Source organism: Marinobacter xiaoshiensis, assembly GCF_031631795.1.
GTDB lineage: Bacteria > Pseudomonadota > Gammaproteobacteria > Pseudomonadales > Oleiphilaceae > Marinobacter > Marinobacter xiaoshiensis.
Genome location: NZ_JAVMBO010000007.1, coordinates 32,750 through 49,782 on the forward strand (window position 1 = coordinate 32,750; position 17,033 = coordinate 49,782).

14 protein-coding genes are annotated in these 17,033 nt (G+C 54.2%); 7 read left to right on the forward strand and 7 right to left on the reverse strand.

The window, feature by feature from the left end; translation table 11 throughout:
• Positions 1 to 99 precede the first annotated feature (99 nt).
• Positions 100 to 1,335, reverse strand: a complete 1,236-nt coding sequence (locus tag RKA07_RS04010; RefSeq protein WP_227714543.1) for an alkane 1-monooxygenase — start codon at positions 1,333 to 1,335, stop codon at positions 100 to 102.
• 258 nt (positions 1,336 to 1,593) lie between these two features.
• Here RKA07_RS04010 and RKA07_RS04015 point away from each other — a divergent pair, with 258 nt between their 5' ends.
• The 4 genes from RKA07_RS04015 to RKA07_RS04030 all read left to right on the forward strand — a co-directional run bounded on the left by RKA07_RS04015 (position 1,594) and on the right by RKA07_RS04030 (position 6,415).
• A complete protein-coding gene (locus RKA07_RS04015) occupies positions 1,594 to 1,887 on the forward strand; it encodes a hypothetical protein (RefSeq protein ID WP_200202631.1) in 294 nt (97 codons plus the stop codon).
• Between the two features lie 195 nt (positions 1,888 to 2,082).
• Complete coding sequence (locus tag RKA07_RS04020; protein WP_310965648.1) at positions 2,083 to 4,119, forward strand: PhoX family protein; 2,037 nt, start codon at positions 2,083 to 2,085, stop codon at positions 4,117 to 4,119.
• Positions 4,120 to 4,337: 218 nt separating this feature from the next.
• Complete coding sequence (locus RKA07_RS04025; RefSeq protein ID WP_200369033.1) at positions 4,338 to 5,978, forward strand: methyl-accepting chemotaxis protein; 1,641 nt, start codon at positions 4,338 to 4,340, stop codon at positions 5,976 to 5,978.
• 71 nt (positions 5,979 to 6,049) lie between these two features.
• Entirely contained in the window at positions 6,050 to 6,415 is a 366-nt protein-coding gene (locus tag RKA07_RS04030) for a DUF4870 family protein (RefSeq protein WP_200369034.1), read from the forward strand.
• A 33-nt stretch (positions 6,416 to 6,448) separates the two neighbouring features.
• On the opposite strand, the gene RKA07_RS04035 is transcribed toward RKA07_RS04030, so the two are convergent.
• The 5 genes from RKA07_RS04035 to RKA07_RS04055 form a co-directional block, all read right to left on the reverse strand.
• Positions 6,449 to 7,720, reverse strand: a complete 1,272-nt coding sequence (locus RKA07_RS04035) for an MFS transporter (RefSeq protein ID WP_310966008.1) — start codon at positions 7,718 to 7,720, stop codon at positions 6,449 to 6,451.
• 185 nt (positions 7,721 to 7,905) lie between these two features.
• Complete coding sequence (locus tag RKA07_RS04040) at positions 7,906 to 9,006, reverse strand: DUF1513 domain-containing protein (protein WP_200202627.1); 1,101 nt, start codon at positions 9,004 to 9,006, stop codon at positions 7,906 to 7,908.
• Between the two features lie 10 nt (positions 9,007 to 9,016).
• The gene (locus RKA07_RS04045) at positions 9,017 to 10,066 is read right to left on the reverse strand and encodes an imelysin family protein (RefSeq protein WP_310965649.1); all 1,050 of its coding nucleotides are present in this window, start codon (positions 10,064 to 10,066) and stop codon (positions 9,017 to 9,019) included.
• Between the two features lie 11 nt (positions 10,067 to 10,077).
• Positions 10,078 to 11,487, reverse strand: a complete 1,410-nt coding sequence (locus RKA07_RS04050; protein WP_200202625.1) for a di-heme oxidoreductase family protein — start codon at positions 11,485 to 11,487, stop codon at positions 10,078 to 10,080.
• A 134-nt stretch (positions 11,488 to 11,621) separates the two neighbouring features.
• On the reverse strand, positions 11,622 to 12,920 hold the full coding sequence (locus RKA07_RS04055; RefSeq protein ID WP_310965650.1) for an imelysin family protein: 1,299 nt from the start codon (positions 12,918 to 12,920) through the stop codon (positions 11,622 to 11,624).
• Positions 12,921 to 13,418: 498 nt separating this feature from the next.
• Here RKA07_RS04055 and RKA07_RS04060 point away from each other — a divergent pair, with 498 nt between their 5' ends.
• The 3 genes from RKA07_RS04060 to RKA07_RS04070 are packed head-to-tail and all read left to right on the forward strand — an operon-like array spanning position 13,419 to position 16,389.
• The gene (locus RKA07_RS04060; protein WP_200369037.1) at positions 13,419 to 14,258 is read left to right on the forward strand and encodes a 23S rRNA (adenine(2030)-N(6))-methyltransferase RlmJ; all 840 of its coding nucleotides are present in this window, start codon (positions 13,419 to 13,421) and stop codon (positions 14,256 to 14,258) included.
• A 35-nt stretch (positions 14,259 to 14,293) separates the two neighbouring features.
• Entirely contained in the window at positions 14,294 to 15,577 is a 1,284-nt protein-coding gene (locus tag RKA07_RS04065; protein ID WP_310965651.1) for a hypothetical protein, read from the forward strand.
• Between the two features lie 8 nt (positions 15,578 to 15,585).
• Entirely contained in the window at positions 15,586 to 16,389 is an 804-nt protein-coding gene (locus tag RKA07_RS04070) for a mechanosensitive ion channel family protein (RefSeq protein ID WP_227714547.1), read from the forward strand.
• Positions 16,390 to 16,474: 85 nt separating this feature from the next.
• Here RKA07_RS04070 and RKA07_RS04075 read toward each other — a convergent pair whose 3' ends face one another.
• Entirely contained in the window at positions 16,475 to 16,870 is a 396-nt protein-coding gene (locus tag RKA07_RS04075) for a DUF4168 domain-containing protein (protein WP_227714548.1), read from the reverse strand.
• Between the last annotated feature and the right edge of the window lie 163 nt (positions 16,871 to 17,033).

The window sequence follows — 17,033 nt, forward strand, 5'->3', positions numbered from 1 at the left end:
TGTCGGCAGCATGGATGCTGCCGTCAAGCGTACAGGGATGTATTCACAGCGTGTCTTGGGAGACAGAGCCCACCGGCGGCCCACTCCAGAGTCTGAAAACTAGGCAGCCTTCTCCGAAGCCGAACCAGAAGCTTCCTCCCGCCGCGCCGCAGCCTTGGCAGCCACCTCAGCAGCATAATCCGCATACTTGGTCATCAACTCCGACTTACGATCCGGGTCCCAGTTGATCTTGCCCAGATCACCCTCGTAGTGATCGATCACCCGCTTATCCATGGTCTCGTACCACCACTGCGGCACATAAGCCGGCATTAGCATCGATGCATAGCCACCAGGTAACTGCGGAGCATTCTCGAAGTGACGCAAAGCCTGATAACTGCGCTGTGGGTGAGCGTGGTGATCAGAGTGACGCTGCAACTGATACAAGAACAGGTTCGTCACAATGTGATTACTGTTCCAGCTGTGCTCCGGCTGAGTGCGCACATACTTCCCATTCTTGTCTTTCTGACGCAGCAACCCGTAGTGCTCAATGTAGTTCACACTCTCCAACAAGCTCGCACCATAAACTGCCTGAGCCGCAAGAAACGGAACCGCACGAGGGCCACACAGCAAAGTTGTTGCACCAAAGAAACCCGCGCTCATGGCCCAGCCCTGCAGTAACTCGTTGTCCAGAGACCAGAAGCTCTTATTTTTGCGAGCCAGACGCGCCTTCTCAATCTCCACCGCAGACTTCATGCCGCCCAACACCGTGCGCGGCAAAAACTTCCAGAAACTCTCACCCATGCGGCTGCTCGCAGGGTCTTCCGGCGTTGCCACGCGCTTGTGGTGGCCAAAATTATGCTCAACCACAAAATGCGTATAGCCCGTGGGTGCCAGCGCGGCCATAGCCATCAGCTTGTTGAGCTTATTGGATTTGTGGCCCAACTCGTGCGCGGTGTTAATGCCAACACCATTGATTGCGCCTACTGTCAGAGTCAGGCCGATCTTGTCCTCTATGGGCGTCTTCTTGCGGCTGGCAAGCCAGGCGCCCATAACAGTCATTGCATATTGGGTAGGGATAAATGCCTTAACAATACGGTTGTAATACTTGTCTTGCTCCAGCGAACTGACCGCTGATTCGGGTGGGTTACTCTGGTCCTCACCTATGGCGCGATCCAGCGCGGGAATAACTCCATGTACCAACGCCGGCCCTGTCCAAGCCAGAAACTTGAGCTTTTTAGGTGCTATCGCATAGCCGGTTAGGGCGGCCAGGCCTATGCCGGGCAGAGCAGGGCCCAGTAGCCAGAGATAGCGCTTTGGGTCTTTCCACTTTCCAGCGTCAGGGGTTTTGACATTCATGGTGTTTCTCCGTTGCGGTGCATATGCCTTAAATTTATGTCGGACAATGTTGCAATGCAACAAAGTGGCGTGATGAATGGGAGGTTGGCCCAGAATGACAATGTGCGCTGCAGGCAAGTCGCCAGGCCAAGGACGGATTCCTCACACCGTTTGGGAGTGGTTGCTTAAACAAAGAGTAATCAGCAGGTAATTGTGTGGCGCCGGTCATGGCCGTACTCTGTGCAGGGTTACAAATGTTTACCAACAGAGGGATATGTTATGAATAAATTTACTCTCAGCGCTCTTCTTATGTTTTTGACTTTAGGTCTGGCTGCCTGCAGTTCCGATGACAACGAAGGAGCTGATTTTGAGAAGGCCGCGGACAACGCTGGAGAAATTGTGGAAGACGCGGGCAATTCTGTGGAAGAGACCTATGAAGAAGCTACGGGTCAGGATGAAGGCGTAATCGGCGAAATGAAGGAAGGTGCCGAGAATGTCGGTGATGAAATGGGTGAAGCCGCAGAAGAAGCTGGCGATGCCATGGAAGAAGGCTATGACGACATGACTAAGTAATCATGTCTCAACTCTGGCGCGTAACACCTGCGCCGGAGTGTTTCAGCCAAAGCTCATCAGAACCGTTAGTCTTTGTCAGAAAAGATTAACGGTTCTGTCGTTTTACTGTCTCCGCATTGTCATCTGCCCCACCGACACTGTCCTCTCGATAACCCCCGTTTGTTGTACACAGCGAGAGACTGAGAGAGACAAAATATGGCCAAGCACGACCTTGATTCCAATTACCTGGATCCCGACTACGAACCCGTTGTAAACCACTCAGGCAACAGCGCATTCCAGGACGTACTGGCTGCACGTATGCAGAGACGCACATTGATGAAAGGCGGTGTTGGCGCGGCACTGGCCAGCATTATGGGTTTCGGGATTGCGGGTTGTGGAAGTGACAGCGATAGCGATGACCGCAGCAATGGGGGCAATGGAAGTGCAGGCCCGGGTGAAGGCAGTGCAACGGAATTGGGCTTCGCAGCGATACCCGTTTCCTCAGCAAACAAGGTTGTAGTGCCAGCCGGCTACTCCACCAAAGCCTTTTTGCCCTGGGGCACACCAATCACCGGCTCTTATCCTGCATTTCGGGCAGACGCGTCCAACTCCGGAGCGGATCAGGAACAACAAGTAGGCATGCATCACGATGGCCTGCACTTTTTCCCGATTGATTTTAAGACTGGCGGTAACTCTTCCGATGAAGGGCTGCTGGTGATGAACCATGAGTACATAAATCAGGCTGCCCTTCACCCCGATGGCCCCACCTATAACGCAAATGGAATGCGACCTGCCGATGAGGTACGCAAGGAAGTGGCTGCTCACGGTGTCTCGGTGGTTCATATCAAAAAAGACAGCACAGGTGACTGGGACATAGTCTTCGGAAGCCCCTTCAACCGCCGGGTTACGGGCAACACCGAGATGGATATTCGTGGCCCTCTTCGGGGCTACCAGAAGCTCTCGACCCGTTTCAGCAAGAACGGCACCCAAACCCGGGGCACGCTGAACAACTGCTCTATGGGCCCGACACCTTGGGGAACCTATCTGGCAGCAGAGGAAAACTGGCACGGCTATTTCGCCAATAGCTCCCAAACCAAGCCTCGGGAACAGACCCGCCATGGCGTTGGTGGTGCAAGCCGCTACGATTGGGAGCTTGCTGAGGGCGGGGATGATCAATACGTGCGCTTCAACATTACCCCCACGGCCCAAAGTGCTGAAGACGATTATCGAAACGAAGCCAACACCTATGGCTACATGGTAGAAATTGACCCATTCACGCCGGAGAGCAAGCCCCAGAAGCGCACTGCCCTTGGCCGTTTCGGCCATGAAGGTGTGATCTTTGCGCCGGTAGAGGAAGGTAAGCCGGTTGTGTGCTACTCCGGTGATGATTCCCGCTTCGAGTACATCTACAAGTTTGTATCTTCGCGGCCCTACTATGCAGCAACCGCCAGTGGCTACTTGCTGGATGAGGGAACTCTGTACGTTGCGCGTTATAACGAAGACGGCTCTGGCGATTGGCTGCCTTTGTCACTTGACGATGCAGGCTTCGCGGCCAGTGTTGAGGCAGCGCAAGGCTCGTTGGTTGGAAATGTCCAGTTTGACGGATTCGAGAACCAGGCAGATGTGCTCCTGAATACCCGGCTCGCAGCCGATATTGCCGGTGCGACGCCAATGGATCGCCCGGAGTGGGGAGCGGTAGATCCTAATACAGGTGAGGTCTATTTCACCCTGACCAATAACTCCCGGCGCACTGAGGAGCAGGTAAACGCTGCGAACCCCAGGGCAGAAAACCGCACCGGTCATATCATTCGCTGGCGTGAAGGCGGTGATGATTTTGCTGCATCAGAGTTCCAGTGGGATATTTTCGTGTTTGCCGGAGAGCAGGGGACAGAAACGGTTGTCGATGGAGATGTCGCTGTGTCACTGACCGATGACAATATCTTCAACAGCCCGGATGGCTTGTGGTTTGACTACAATGGCCGCCTCTGGATTCAAACCGATGGTTCCGACGCCCCGCCGTATCAGAACAACATGATGCTGGCGGCTAACCCTGAAACCCGTGATATCCGTCGTTTCTTCGTGGGCCCGCAAGGTTGCGAGGTGACCGGGGTTGTAACTACGCCGGATGTTAAAACCATGTTCGTGAACATTCAGCATCCAGCCAGGGACTGGCCCTTCGGTAACGAAGGCGATCACCCACGGGATGCGACCGTAATAGTGGTCCGTGATGATAAGGGCGTGATTGGCGCCTGAGCTGTATAGAGTCAGGTAAAACCGAAAACCTGATCGCCTGAGCAAAAAGGCGCATCGGGTTTTCGGTTTTTTCGTTTAAGAAATGCTCAATGTGGCCGATGCCTTAATCAACTAAACTAGACCGAACTATGAGTTATCAAACCGTTTCAATTCCTTAGACTCTAAATTGGCCGGATAACTGTGTACCTATCAGAAATAATAACAACGTCGAGGTTTTTATGGGGTTGCTTGATCGTGCAGCGGTATTTTGGGGGGTCGCAATCGCCATTATTCTTGCGGTTGTCAGTGTTTTGGTGGCGCCCTTGTTAGGTCTGGATCCTGCATCTCTCTCTATAGGGCTGGTTGTCGGCCTTGTTGCCGCCACTGCCTATCTGGTTGTGCGGGTTTTGGCTCCAGTGGATCGCGGTTTGGAAGGCCTGAACAAGGGAGCTCTGGAAGAGAATCACCCGGTGAGAGCCCGGTGTGAGCAACTGCTTGCTAATGCTCAAACAGGCAGGACTTTGGCGCAAGCCCTTTCTGGTAATGCTGATAAAAACGCGATCTCTGCCGCGCAAGTATCTTACGCGGCCGACCAGCTCAAATTGCGACTGGATTTGCAGGTGCAGGAAACCGCACAGATGGCAGAGTATGCCGGTCAGATTACTGAAACGGTAAGAGAGTCTTCGCAGCAGGCTACAGAAGCGGCCACTATGGCGCTGCAAAATCGTGAAGCCAGCACGGAAGGGCGTCAAGCGCTCACCAGTGCTATCGATAGCATACGCCTGGTGCATCAGCAGTCCGGTGAAAACCTGCGTCTGATTCAGGAGCTGAACGACAAGTCCAACAAAATTCAGGGCGTAACCAGCACTATTCAAGGCATCGCGGAACAGACTAACTTGCTGGCACTCAACGCAGCCATTGAAGCGGCTCGTGCGGGCGATCAGGGACGTGGCTTTGCGGTGGTTGCGGATGAAGTCCGTCAATTAGCTGGTCGCACAGCTCAGGCGACGGGCGAAGTAGCGGAAACGCTGCAGGAAATCCGTTCCGATACAGCTTTAATTGTCACCCGTATAGAAAATCTTGCCCGCAGCGTTGAAGAGGGATTGGTGTCTGTGGAAAGTGTTGGCGAGCGGCTGGATCAGATACGCGATCAGTCCGATCGGGTTCAACAGCAGATTGCCCGTATTGCAGAGATAGATCAGAACAACGAACTCAGCCTGGGTCATGTATTCACGGCTATTGAAACCGTTCGTGATCAGATCTCTGAAAGTGACACCAGCGTTGCTTCGCTTGCAGAGCAGGCTGCAACACTGATGGAGCTTGCGGAAGTCGCCAATGCAGCGTTTGCGATGAATAGTGATTCCAGCTACCACAGGTTCTTCTACGACCAGGCCCGCGCTGGTGCCAGTCAGATCGGCCAGATTTTTGAGCAAGCGGTACGTGATGGCAAGCTGACAGAAAATGCTCTGTTTGATTCGGCGAGAAAGCCGATCCCTGGCACTCAACCTGCAAAGTATTCAAGCAGCTTCGATGCCTTTACCGATCAGTTTTTGCCACAGGTGCAGGAAGCGGTGAAGAGTTCCCATCCCGCATTGGTGTTTGCGATTGCTGCGGCCCCGGATGGCTATGTGCCTACCCATAATCGTGAGTTTGCTCATGCACCTACCGGAGATGCAGCTACGGATTTGATGCGCAGCCGCAGCAAGCGACTATTTAACGACCGCACAGGAATACGCTGTGGCAGCCATACCGAAGACATGCTGCTGCAAACCTACCGGCGCGACACTGGCGAAGTCATGCACGATCTTTCTGTTCCGGTATACGTGAACGGGCGGCACTGGGGCGGATTCCGGCTTGGGTACCGTCCGGATAATCACTGATCCAATGAGCGTCAAATCGGTTCCGGCGCCTGTGATAAGCTTTCAGTTCATATCGATAAAGGAGAAGTGCCTTGGCTGACCCGGAATATATTCCTGCTGGTGAAGATGAGTTGGCGCGCCGATCTGATCCCGCACGCAACCTGGCGGTGGTTGTTTACATCCTTCAGGGGTTGTCGTTTTTTCTGGGGGGTATCACCGGTTTGGTGGGCGTCATTATCAATTACGTGAAGCTCGATGATGTTCGTAACACCTGGGTGGAGCCGCATTTCCGCTGGCAGATCAGAACCTTCTGGCTCGGCTTGTTGTGGACAGTTATTGGAGTGGTGACCAGCTTTATTATTGTCGGCTGGTTTATTCTTATGGGTACCGCCATTTGGGTGATATTTCGCATCGTGAAAGGTGCCCTGGCACTGAATGACGGCAAGGCACCCATCTAGCGATTTTTCGTGAACGACCAAGCGGCTGGTGCATCAGCCGCTGGTTACCTCTTTCAGGCGAATCGCGCTCAGGGTTCCGGCCAGCCCCATCAACCCAAGCACCACGATCACTGCAGCGTTGGAAATCAGCGACAAGAGTGCGGTTAGTCCTCCGGTAGCAAGCAGCAAAAACCCGATTACGGTATTGCTCACAGCCGTGTAGTCTGTGCGTTTGTTGCCTCCTGCCATATCCACCAAATAGGTTTTCCGGCCCAGTCTCACGCCTGCGTGGGCAATGCTGAGTGCGAAAAATGCCACCGGGTAAAACCAGCCGTTGCCTACACCAGTGCCTACAAACATGGCAGTTAGCCCTACGGACAAGCACACAGCACTGGCGATTGCCGCACCACGAATCATCACCCGTCGGCTGGAGGTGTCTGCCATCCACCCCCAGAAACTGGCGGATACGGAGCTGGCCAGGCTGCTTGCCAGAAGGAACACGCCAAGCATTAAACCTGTATCCGATTCTTTTTGAGCCAGCACCACAAAATAGGGCGATGCCAGAGCCGAGCACAGCAAGAGAGCGCGGGTAATCACAAAGTTACGGAAGGGCGCGTCATCCCTCAGTAATGACAAGCTTTTGAACGCTTCGGTAAGGGCGTTACCACCACCGTCGGTTTCACCTTCGTGCTCTTCAACGCCTGCAAACAGAATTCCCGCAATCACCCAGAGCGCAGCTGCCAGCAAAAGTAGCAGACTATAAAATGCGATGGTCGGGTCGCCCTGATCCCTGAACAAAATCACCGTCAACAGAACCGTCGCTGTGCCACCGATAGTGGCTGCAAGGCCGGAGAGCCTGCCTCTGCGGGTTTTCGGAATGCACTTTCCCTGAACATCTTTCATGGCCACGGAGCAGAACCCCCGAGACAGGGAGAATACAATCAGCGCAGCGACAATGCCGCCGCCGGCTGTATAGCCCTCAAGAAACCAGACGCAAGCAGCCATGGCAGTCACGCTGATGGCCTGTCCAAAGCTGCCAAGTGTCCAGAACCATTTGCGCACCGGTTTGCGGCGAACCCAAGCTGCAATCATCATTTGGGGAACCATAGAGCCTGATTCCCGAATGGGAACGAGCCAGGCCACCAGAGCCGGCGCGCCAATGGCGCTCATTAGCCAGGCAAGCACGGTTTTCGGGCTGATTAACAAGTCGCCCAGCTTGGTCAGTACGTTGGCTGCCAGAATCAGGAAGAAGTTGCGTGGCACCACATTGCAGGCTTCGGATGGGATGTCTTTGCATACCCGGGCGTCTTCTTCGTTGGCGATCAGGCTGTATAGCCGGTCGACAGGTCGTTCGAAGAGCCCGTTACCTGTCTGGTCGCCCGCGTTGGAAGAGGAGTTTTTCTGAATTGGTGTTTGTTGCTGGGACAAGCCGCTGCCCTCCGTAAAATGGATAGCCAAGGATACCAGCCGGGCCGGCACCCCAGTACCCCGGAATGCAGATTAGCGATGGTTCATACCAGATGATGATCCCACTGAACCGGCATGCTGGCAATTTCTTCCGCCGGTTTTCCCTTGCCCATGCGAACCAGCTTGCCGCGGCCTGAAGATACTAAAAAGTCTCCCCCGGCCAAAGCTTCAACACCGGCACAGTCCGGGATGGCAGCCTTTTCAATTACTTTCCCGGAGCGACTGTTGAAGATTAACGCTGTCCCACCTATCGGGGAGGCGATGGCAACCAGGTCGTTTTCAGGGTGAGCCACTATGCTGGCGATGTAATTACCCAGCTCCCGGTGAGTGGCCGCACCAAAGTCGATCTCTTCGTAGCGTCCGTTGCGGTAACGCGCAACCAGTGGCGGCAGCTCATGAGCTGGCCCCTGATATTGGTAGGCGGCATAAACAGTGCCGTCTTGAGCAACATCCACATGCCGGGTACTGAGTTGATGGTGTGACGGCTGGAACCGGGCGAGAATGTCGCCGGAGAGCCTGTCCATCATCAACAGCGCTGGCTTCATAGTGGGCAGGTTGAGCTTGATGCGGTCGTAATCCGGGTGGGTAAGAATGCCGCCCAACCCAACGACCAGTGTTTGGCCGTCCGGGTGCATAGTGACCTGGTGTGGACCTATGCCGTTCAGCTCAAAAGTGTTGGCTCGTTGATAGCCGCGTTGGCTATCGTACACCGCAATAATACCTTCCCCGGGTTCATAACGATTGGCTGGAGCGTACAGGAAACGGCCGTCAGGTGAGAACACACCATGGCCCACAAAGTGTTCGCCTTCAGCGGCTTCAATGCGGTGCAGCCGATCGCCTGATTCGCTATTGAAAACATAGAAAGCCCAGCCTGGCCGACGCTCAAAGAACACCACTTGTGCGGTATTCGGTCGGATACAGCCACTGTGGCAGCGAGAGCCTACCGGGGATTGCCATAGCATCCTGCCATCTGGCGCTATGGCGCTTACCGCAAAACGGTTGTCTTGCAGACCTATAGCGCCGGTGTATTGCTGAGGGCTCTGGTTACCCGCTTTGCGGGGCAGCAGGGTGCAGCCGGAAAGGCTGATGGCAGCGCTACCAGTGAGGGCGGATTTAATGAAGCTTCGGCGAGTCAGTTCAGGCATGGACCTCTCCTCAGTCTCCGTCGCTGGAATTAAAGCCACGCACCACGCCAAGCTCAACGGCTGCACGGTCATTTACCAGTGACGTCAGCTGAGTGATGTCGATATATAGGCTTTGCAGCAATTTGTATCCGTTATCGTCAGCCAGTAAGGGTGCCATCGGGCGGTCGAGTTCCGGAAAGTTAGCCAGCACTTCGTCGAACTGCTGTGCGATCTGCTCGGCGAGATCGGGCTGTTTCCGATCTGTGAGGAGTTTAGAGAAGGCTGGCAGGAAACTCTGTTTGAGTCCCTGAACACTGGCGCCCATGGCAGCAAGGCTGGCTTCGCTTCGCCAGGCATCGGCGCTGTAAACTGAGCGTTTACCGTTACCGCGCAGGCCCATTGGCGTAGCCAGGCGCCGCTCCTCAAGAATCTCCAGCCCGGCCATGGCAGAGCGTATAGTTGTATCTGTGTACTGATCACTGCCAAGGTAGTTGCTCTGAAAACCCTGCCAGTCATTTGCCAAGGATTGGCCGTTGTCGGCGATATGTCGGGTTACTGCAACCAATAGTTTACAGCTGCGCCCGGCTGGCAGTGCTTCTTCGCCGTTAGCGAAGGCCTGGTCGTACAGCAAATACTCCGCCATTGGGAAGCCCTGCACGGCGACGCCGGATTCACTGACTTTTTCAGGTGTGATCGGCGCTTCGTCTTTAAGCAGGTAGGAAGCCTTGCGGGCCACGAGGTTTTTCGGATCCGGCCAGAACTGGAATTGCCAGGCGCGATTTCCCTGCTCTACCGGGCCAAAATCCACAAAACGAACCTGTTGCCAGGCCAGAAATGCCTCCAGCCAGGCCTGCTTTGTCTGCTCAAGCCCTTCCGGCGAGGGGGCCTGACAATAGCTCGCCGCCTGGCTGGACAGAGCTTGGCCTTGTGTCGCCAGGTTCTGATAGCCCGTGAGAACGTCGCTGTGCCATTGCTTTCGGTATTCAATAGTTTGGCTATCTGCATTATTGGCCGTTGCCGCCGCCAGCGGAGAAACGGCCACCGATGAGGCGAGTAAGAAGGTCAGTGCCAGTCGCGTCATGTCGGGCTCCATTATAGAGAAGTCAGAAAATCGATCAGTGCCTGTCGGTCTTCGGCGCTGAACCCGGTGTAAAGCGCCACCGCCGGAGCGGCTTCTCCGCCGTGCCACAGGATGGCCTCTTCCAGAGTGCGCGCTCGGCCATCATGTAAAAAGCCGGCTTGCGGATTAACGATTTGCGCCAGACCAATGCCCCAGAGTGGCTGTGTGCGCCATTCGTTGCCGTTGGCCAAAAACTCATCGCGACCATCGGCAAGGGCAGGTCCCATATCGTGCAGCAGCATGTCGGTATAGGGCCAGATAGTCTGCTTGCTCAAATCAGGGCGTTCCGGGTCTGTTCCTGTGACATGTCGGGGGGTGTGACACCCGGCGCATCCGGTTTCGTTAAATAGCTGCGCACCCTTCTGGACTGCGGGATCTTCCATGTTGCGTCGAGCGGGTACGGCCAGGCTCTTTGCATAGAAGGTGACAAAGTTTGCGATCTTGTCGCTCACTTCCGGCTGGCCACCGTCGGGAAAGCGGTCACATTCCTGTTCAGGCGTGCAGTCAGTAGATGGCTTCAGGCTGGAAGTTAGCCCCATATCGCCGGCAAAGGCGCCCATGCTTTGCTGGTGTACATTGGGCTCGGCTGCTTTCCAGCCAAAACGGCCGGGCACTGTCTGTTTGGTTTCCAGATCCCACACCAGATTAAGCTTGCCGGAAATGCCATCGCCATTCTCATCCTGCGGGTCGGCCAGGGCTTCCAGGTCGGCGATCGGAATCGCTTCGAGCAGCCCCATGCCAATCATAGGCGGCGCGACCCGAGGGGAAATCAGAAGATCTTCGGGCAGAGGACCGTAGTTGGGGTTCTCTATCCGGTAAACCGGCTCTCTCAGATCCACTATGGTGCCGTCAGCCAAGGTCTTTGTTACCGGGTTCCATGTAAGCACCATATCGGCTTCAGGCTTTGCACCGGGCAGGGCAGCGGTTTGCAGTTGGCTGCCGTACACCGGCGCCGGCTTAAAACCCTGGGTAAGCAGAATATCTGCGTCTACTCCCGGGTCGGCTGGAACCGCCAGGCGCAAGAACAGGGACACAGCTGTTTCATCAGCAGCGGGCGGGTGGCCGCGACCATCTTTGATATGGCAGCCTTGGCAGGAGTTGGTGTTGAATAAAGGGCCTAGTCCATCCCGCGCGGTGGTGCTGGCCGGCGCTTCAACCCAGGGGTTACGGAAAAAGCTGTTACCAACGCTGAAGTCCAGGCGCTTGGTCATGGAAAGATTGCCTTGGGGTAGGGAGTAGGCGTTGGTGTCGAACTGCTCAACCGTGCCATCGCCGCCGGTATTGGGGGAGTCCTGCAACGGAAAGCCCGCATGGGAGGCGGCGTGAATGGGCAGGCCGATACCGAAAATCAGCAGCCCCGTGATGAGTTGTGTCCTGGTCATTAATTTGTTCCACATAATTGAATAAGCCATGGAAAATCCGCTCTTCTCAAAGCGGGCTTTCCATGGCTATATCGTGTTCCTTGTTACCCGGGGCCGCGCTCGCCCCCGGGTATCGTTTTCTTTCCTGTTTACTTTCAGAAAGAGTGGCCTGCGTCGTCTGGCGAAAGAGCTTCAAGGCCAAGCTGCCGAGCTGCTTGCTCAATGGAGCCGGTTTGCTCTACCAATGCCATAATCGCGCCATTCACAATGCTTGCTCCTTCTGCATTTCCTGGTGCAATCATCATATCAAAGGGCATGGGGTTCTGGCTTGATTCGGCCTTGGCCTTCATCATTCCCAGTGCGCTCATGGATGCCTCAAGCTGGGCATTCAGGCGGGCGTCCAGGTCAGGGTTGGTTTGCGCTACCAGATCAGACAACGAAGGGCCAGATACCAGACTGCCGTCTACACGACGGTAGTTGCCGGTATAGACGTTCTGAATGCCCTGGCCATTATAGTAGTGGGAGTTGTGTGTGTTATCACTGAAGCAGTCGTGCTCGTCTTCGTATGAGTTAGCTTCAAGGGCCACCTTCATGCGCTCACCAGCCAGCTCACCCAGGGACAGAGAGCCCATGCCGAACAGCATTTTTTGCACGCCTTCGTCGGCATCCGCGGCCATAAGCTGGCTGCGATAATTGTCAGAGGCACCTGGTGCCCACTGTGCAACCATCCACTCCAGATCAGACACCAGAAGGTCGGTTACCGCGTCGAGGTATTCACCCCGGCGGTCGCAGTTGCCGTTGGTGCAGTCGGCACCGGCTGCATAATCAGTTACTGGCCGCTCGCCACTGCCAGGATCAAATCCGTGCAGATCTTGTCCCCACAACAAAAATTCAATGGCGTGATAGCCGGTGGCCACGTTTGCTTCCGAACCACCAATCTCATTCAGGTTAGCAAGCAACTCTGGCGTGAGGTTTGTTACATCGAGGGTTTCGCCGCCAACATTGATGCTTTTGCTGCCAATAATATTGGCGGTTGCGCCAGCATTGCCGAGCTCATATTGGTAATCGTCGGCCTGAACGTAGTCGATCAGCCCTTCATCCAGAGGCCAGGCGTTCAGTTGGCCTTCCCAGTCATCCACAATCGCGTTGCCGAAGCGGAACACTTCTGTTTGCTGGTAGGGCACACGAGCTGCGAGCCAGGCTTCCTTGGCCGCTTTCATGTTGGCTTCAGTAGGGTCGGAAATTAATCGGTCGGTAGCCTTGTTCAGTGCCTTGGCAGTAATCAGGGCGTCTTCATATCCGGCATGCGCTACGTCGGCATAGTGCTCTACAACCGACATTTTGGTGGCTGGTTGGGAGTCTGCTGCCTCTGGTGAGGTGGTGTTGGCGCAGCCAGCACCTATTGTGGCGGCAACAGCGAGCGCAAGAGCGGCCGGTCGAAAAAGTGTCTTCATTGAGGACTCCGGGATTTTAGAAATGAGCATGGTAATAGGAGTTATTATCGTTCGCAATTATGTTTGTTGAGGCTTTTCAGCGCAAGAGTGTTCTGGCGTTTTTTAGCGTGGCCTGGTCAAAAAAAGCGTGATATCAAATTTTAATGATAATCATTTGCAAATACGATTTGTGATGCTAGATTCTGATTTGAACGTGCTCTTATATCAGGGGAAAAGTATGAGCGGATCAGTGGTTAGGCTAGCAGGCTCTTCAAAGAGTGTTTTCTCAGCGTGGCAGTCGCTTCGTAAGTCGGTTGATAAAACCAGCGTTGTCGCTGGGCAACCTGAGAGCTGCGGTTCTGGCCAGCCACCTCCCAACACTAGCCGTTCTGGCTGACATCCGGCTGCACCGCGCCGCTTCTACTGTCTTGCCTGGCTCGAGAGCGCTTTTTCCAGCGCTCTCTTGCACTGGGAGTGCGCGCTCGGGCTTAATAGCTTCTGTTTATCGGGAGCTGATTTATGTTGAGTTATCTTCACGCCTTTCATGCCGGGAACTTTGCTGATGTTCAGAAGCACGGGGCGTTAACACTTGCCCTGTCTATGATGCAGGCGAAGCCTTCCGCTATTGCTTGTTTTGATACCCACGCTGGTAGCGCCATTTATGACCTCAAGAGCGACCGCGCACGGAAAACTGCGGAAGCGGACCTGGGCGTACAAAAATTGTGGGCAAGCCGGAACAGCTTATCTTCCGGAGATTGGCAGTCGGTTTTGAAAGTGTTGTCCCGGTTCAATGCGGGAGAGGGTGCGTTAACGGTTTATCCCGGCTCCCCAGCCTGGTTTCGCCAGTTTTTGCGCCCTGGCGATTCGCTGACAGCATTTGAGCTACACCCCACGGAAAGTAGCCAACTCGCCGGTTGGGCCGCTGACCAAAATGTTCGGGTGATGCATGAAGATGGTCTGAAAGGGCTGTTGAGGCAATTGCCGCCGGCACAACCCAGGCTGATGGCTTTGATTGATCCCTCCTATGAAATCAAATCCGAATATTCCGATGTTGCTGCGACGCTGCAAAAAGCATGGCAGAAGTGCCGACACGGTGTTTATCTTGTGTGGTATCCCGTGCTTACCAGTGGTCTGCAAGCTACTTTGAAGCAAGCTGTGAAAGACAGCCCACTGCGCAAAGTCTGGTGCAGTGAAGTACACCTGAAAACACCCCCGGAGCGAGGCATGACAGGTTCCGGCATGCTGGTTGTTAATCCACCATGGGGGTTTGAAGACCGTTTTTCTGCCATGATTGAGGATATTGCAGGCGAGTCTGCGCTGGGCCTTTCCCACGAACACGGCTGGTTGGTGCCTGAATAAGCAGGTTAGCCGCTGGTCATGCAGGAGCTGTTTTTTTGAAGGATACAATCAACGATAAATCGGCGGACACTTGTCTTCCTGGAGGATTAATTTCCGCTGATCAATGGACATTGCCTCAAACATCGGTGCGGCGTTCACTAAAAGACGCTATTCAGTATGCCCTCTCTCAACTGCAGGCCGGGGTTTCACAAGCTGAAGATCCGTTTGAAAGCATGGACGATCTGCCAGAGCTGTCCGGTATTCAAAAAAAGCGATTGGCTCCGGAGCCGGATTATGGCCGTCAGGCAGAAGCTATAGCCAGCGGCGTGCAACAAGCGCGTTCCGAGGGCTCTCTGAGTCGGGAAGTTGTGTGCCTGGTGGCACCCCCTTTTTCTGGTTTGCAGCAGTCGCTCGCCCGGTTTGAAGAACTCGCAGAGCCTGGGTTACTTGATGGAAGTGGTGAAAAATGGCGCATCATTGGGCCGCCGGATACCCTGTCATTTAGTGCCAAGGAAGCCTGTGATTGGTGGGATGAACAGGATCTGTCGACCCCATGGGTAATTACGGAGCTTGCGGATTTCTGGCTGCGGAGTTTGTCAGGGCTGGCTCTGGTGAAGGAGTTGTTTCGCAGAATTGCCATTGGTGAAACAGGCGCAGGCATTTTGGGTTGCTCAAGCTGGTGTTGGCGATACTGGGGACAATATCTTGAGAACGCCCAGATGTCGCCCTGGACTCCCGCGCCCATGGACGCCGAGCGCCTTGGCGTCTGGTTTACTTATCTGGCTTCGGGAAAAGGCAGGTCTGAGATAGTTGCAAGAATGACCGGCGATGGCCTCTACGTGCTGCCTTTGGCTGAAAAAGACAAAACTAAAAGCAATAAAAAACGCAAATACAGTTCTTTCTTGCGCGACCTGGCCGCTACATCACGCGGTAATCCCGGTGTGGCTTTGGCAATCTGGCAGAGATCCCTGCGGGCCAAGCCGGATGACGAGGCGAAGCTGGATGAGGCTGATGAAAAAACTGAAAAACAGAGCCGGGCTGCGGATTGCTGGGTTGTTCCGCTAGGTAAGCTAAGCCTGCCAAGCATGCCCCAAAGCAAGGAGAGTGTGACCGGGTTTATTCTGCATGGATTGTTGTTGCACAACGGTCTTAATATGTCCTCCCTGGAGTTGGTTACTGGTGTGTCCACCTACGAATTGAGTTTGGTGTTATCACGGTTAAAGCGTGCAGAATTGGCGGCCTGTGATGAGACTGATGGGCGCTGGCAAGTCACAGCTATCGGGTATCCCACCGTCAGGCGGCATTTGCAGGGTTGGGGTTTTCCGCTTGATCAATTCTAGGAGTTGTTATGATCGATGATCTTGGAATCAAGTCTGCTTTTGCCTCTATAACCAGTCAGGCGCTGTTAAAGGCGTTACTCGTTATCATTATTGCGTCTCTTGTCATAGTGGCGGTGCAGAAGGTGCTTCCCCGGGTTGCGGAGAAGCTGGGTGGTAAACCGCGCCTATACCTTTTAGCTTCTGTTCCTTTACTCAGATTGCTGATTATTTTCGCCACGATCACGGTTGTAGTTCCGATTTTGGTGGAACCGTCGTTCGAAAATATGGTGGCCATTTTCGGGGCGCTTGCTCTGGCGCTTGGCTTTGCTTTCAAGGATTACGCCAACAGCCTGATCGCCGGTATTGTTACTTTGTACGAAATGCCTTACCGGCCAGGTGACTGGATTGAGGTCGATGGCCAATACGGCGTAGTACGAGCCATCAATACGCGGGCTGCCGAGATTGTTACACCTGACGATACGGTAGTGATCATTCCTCACAATAAGCTGTGGAACTCCCTGATTGCCAACGGAAACGACGGCACAGATAACCTGATGTGCACGGCAGACTTTTATCTGGAGGCTAATCATGATGTCAGCCAGGTTCGTGATTTGCTTCGGGATGTAGCGTTTACCAGCCCGCGAACCAAAACCTGGCAGCCAGTGCTGGTGATTGTGTTTAATAAGCCTTGGGGCATGCACTACCGGGTGAAGGCCTACCCGTTTGATCCTAAAGAGCAGTTCCAGTTTGTATCCGAGCTTACAGCTCGAGGTTCTGCAGAGCTGGCACGGCAAAATGTGAAATTTGTCTCTGTGCCGGTTGTGGCAGATTGAGTTGAGGCATGGTGGCTAGGCAAATCAAAAAGCCCCGCTTGGCGGGGCTAAACTGACGAGCAGTTTGTCTGGATTTGACCCGCGCTTACATCAGCGCGTCAACACGGTTACGGATCTTTGGCTCGCTGCTGTAGGCGGTTGCAATGGCATTATAGGTTGGGATATCCATTCCTGAATCCTCAATGACCGATACCATTTGATCGTTAGCTTCCATCTGCAGTTTCTGAGCTTCCTGCTGGGAGTCCGCTGATTCAATTTTGTCTATGTACTCTTCACGCACTTCTGAAATGCCTTCCTGCGCTTCAATAAACTTTTTCAGCTCGGCGTCGTTGTAATGGGTGTTCTGCGTACCTGCAGCTGCAGGGTTTGAGTAACCTTCTGAGCCTCCGGTGGCTACAGGGTTCTGCTCAGCCATTGTGGGCGCTGCTGCCAGTAGGGCAATGGATGCGGTAATGGATACGAGTAGCTTGTTCATATTCATAATCGACTTCTCCTGTTTGATTTGCGTTCACCAAAGACATATCAAGCCTCGTGCCAGTTTCTGTATATTTTATTTATTGTTTATAAATCATAGGTTTATAGTTTTCTGTGGTTAATCCTGCGTAATGAAGGTTGAGACGAAATGTCACATGTGGCAGAAGAGT

Coding starts and splice junctions, on each gene's coding strand:
- RKA07_RS04040 (WP_200202627.1), bottom strand. CDS start 9,006: ATGCCTGAACTGACTCGCCGAAGCTTCATTAAATCCGCCCTCACTGGT.
- RKA07_RS04020 (WP_310965648.1), top strand. CDS start 2,083: ATGGCCAAGCACGACCTTGATTCCAATTACCTGGATCCCGACTACGAA.
- RKA07_RS04060 (WP_200369037.1), top strand. CDS start 13,419: ATGTTGAGTTATCTTCACGCCTTTCATGCCGGGAACTTTGCTGATGTT.
- RKA07_RS04010 (WP_227714543.1), bottom strand. CDS start 1,335: ATGAATGTCAAAACCCCTGACGCTGGAAAGTGGAAAGACCCAAAGCGC.
- RKA07_RS04070 (WP_227714547.1), top strand. CDS start 15,586: ATGATCGATGATCTTGGAATCAAGTCTGCTTTTGCCTCTATAACCAGT.
- RKA07_RS04055 (WP_310965650.1), bottom strand. CDS start 12,920: ATGAAGACACTTTTTCGACCGGCCGCTCTTGCGCTCGCTGTTGCCGCC.
- RKA07_RS04075 (WP_227714548.1), bottom strand. CDS start 16,870: ATGAATATGAACAAGCTACTCGTATCCATTACCGCATCCATTGCCCTA.
- RKA07_RS04025 (WP_200369033.1), top strand. CDS start 4,338: ATGGGGTTGCTTGATCGTGCAGCGGTATTTTGGGGGGTCGCAATCGCC.
- RKA07_RS04045 (WP_310965649.1), bottom strand. CDS start 10,066: ATGACGCGACTGGCACTGACCTTCTTACTCGCCTCATCGGTGGCCGTT.
- RKA07_RS04050 (WP_200202625.1), bottom strand. CDS start 11,487: ATGACCAGGACACAACTCATCACGGGGCTGCTGATTTTCGGTATCGGC.
- RKA07_RS04015 (WP_200202631.1), top strand. CDS start 1,594: ATGAATAAATTTACTCTCAGCGCTCTTCTTATGTTTTTGACTTTAGGT.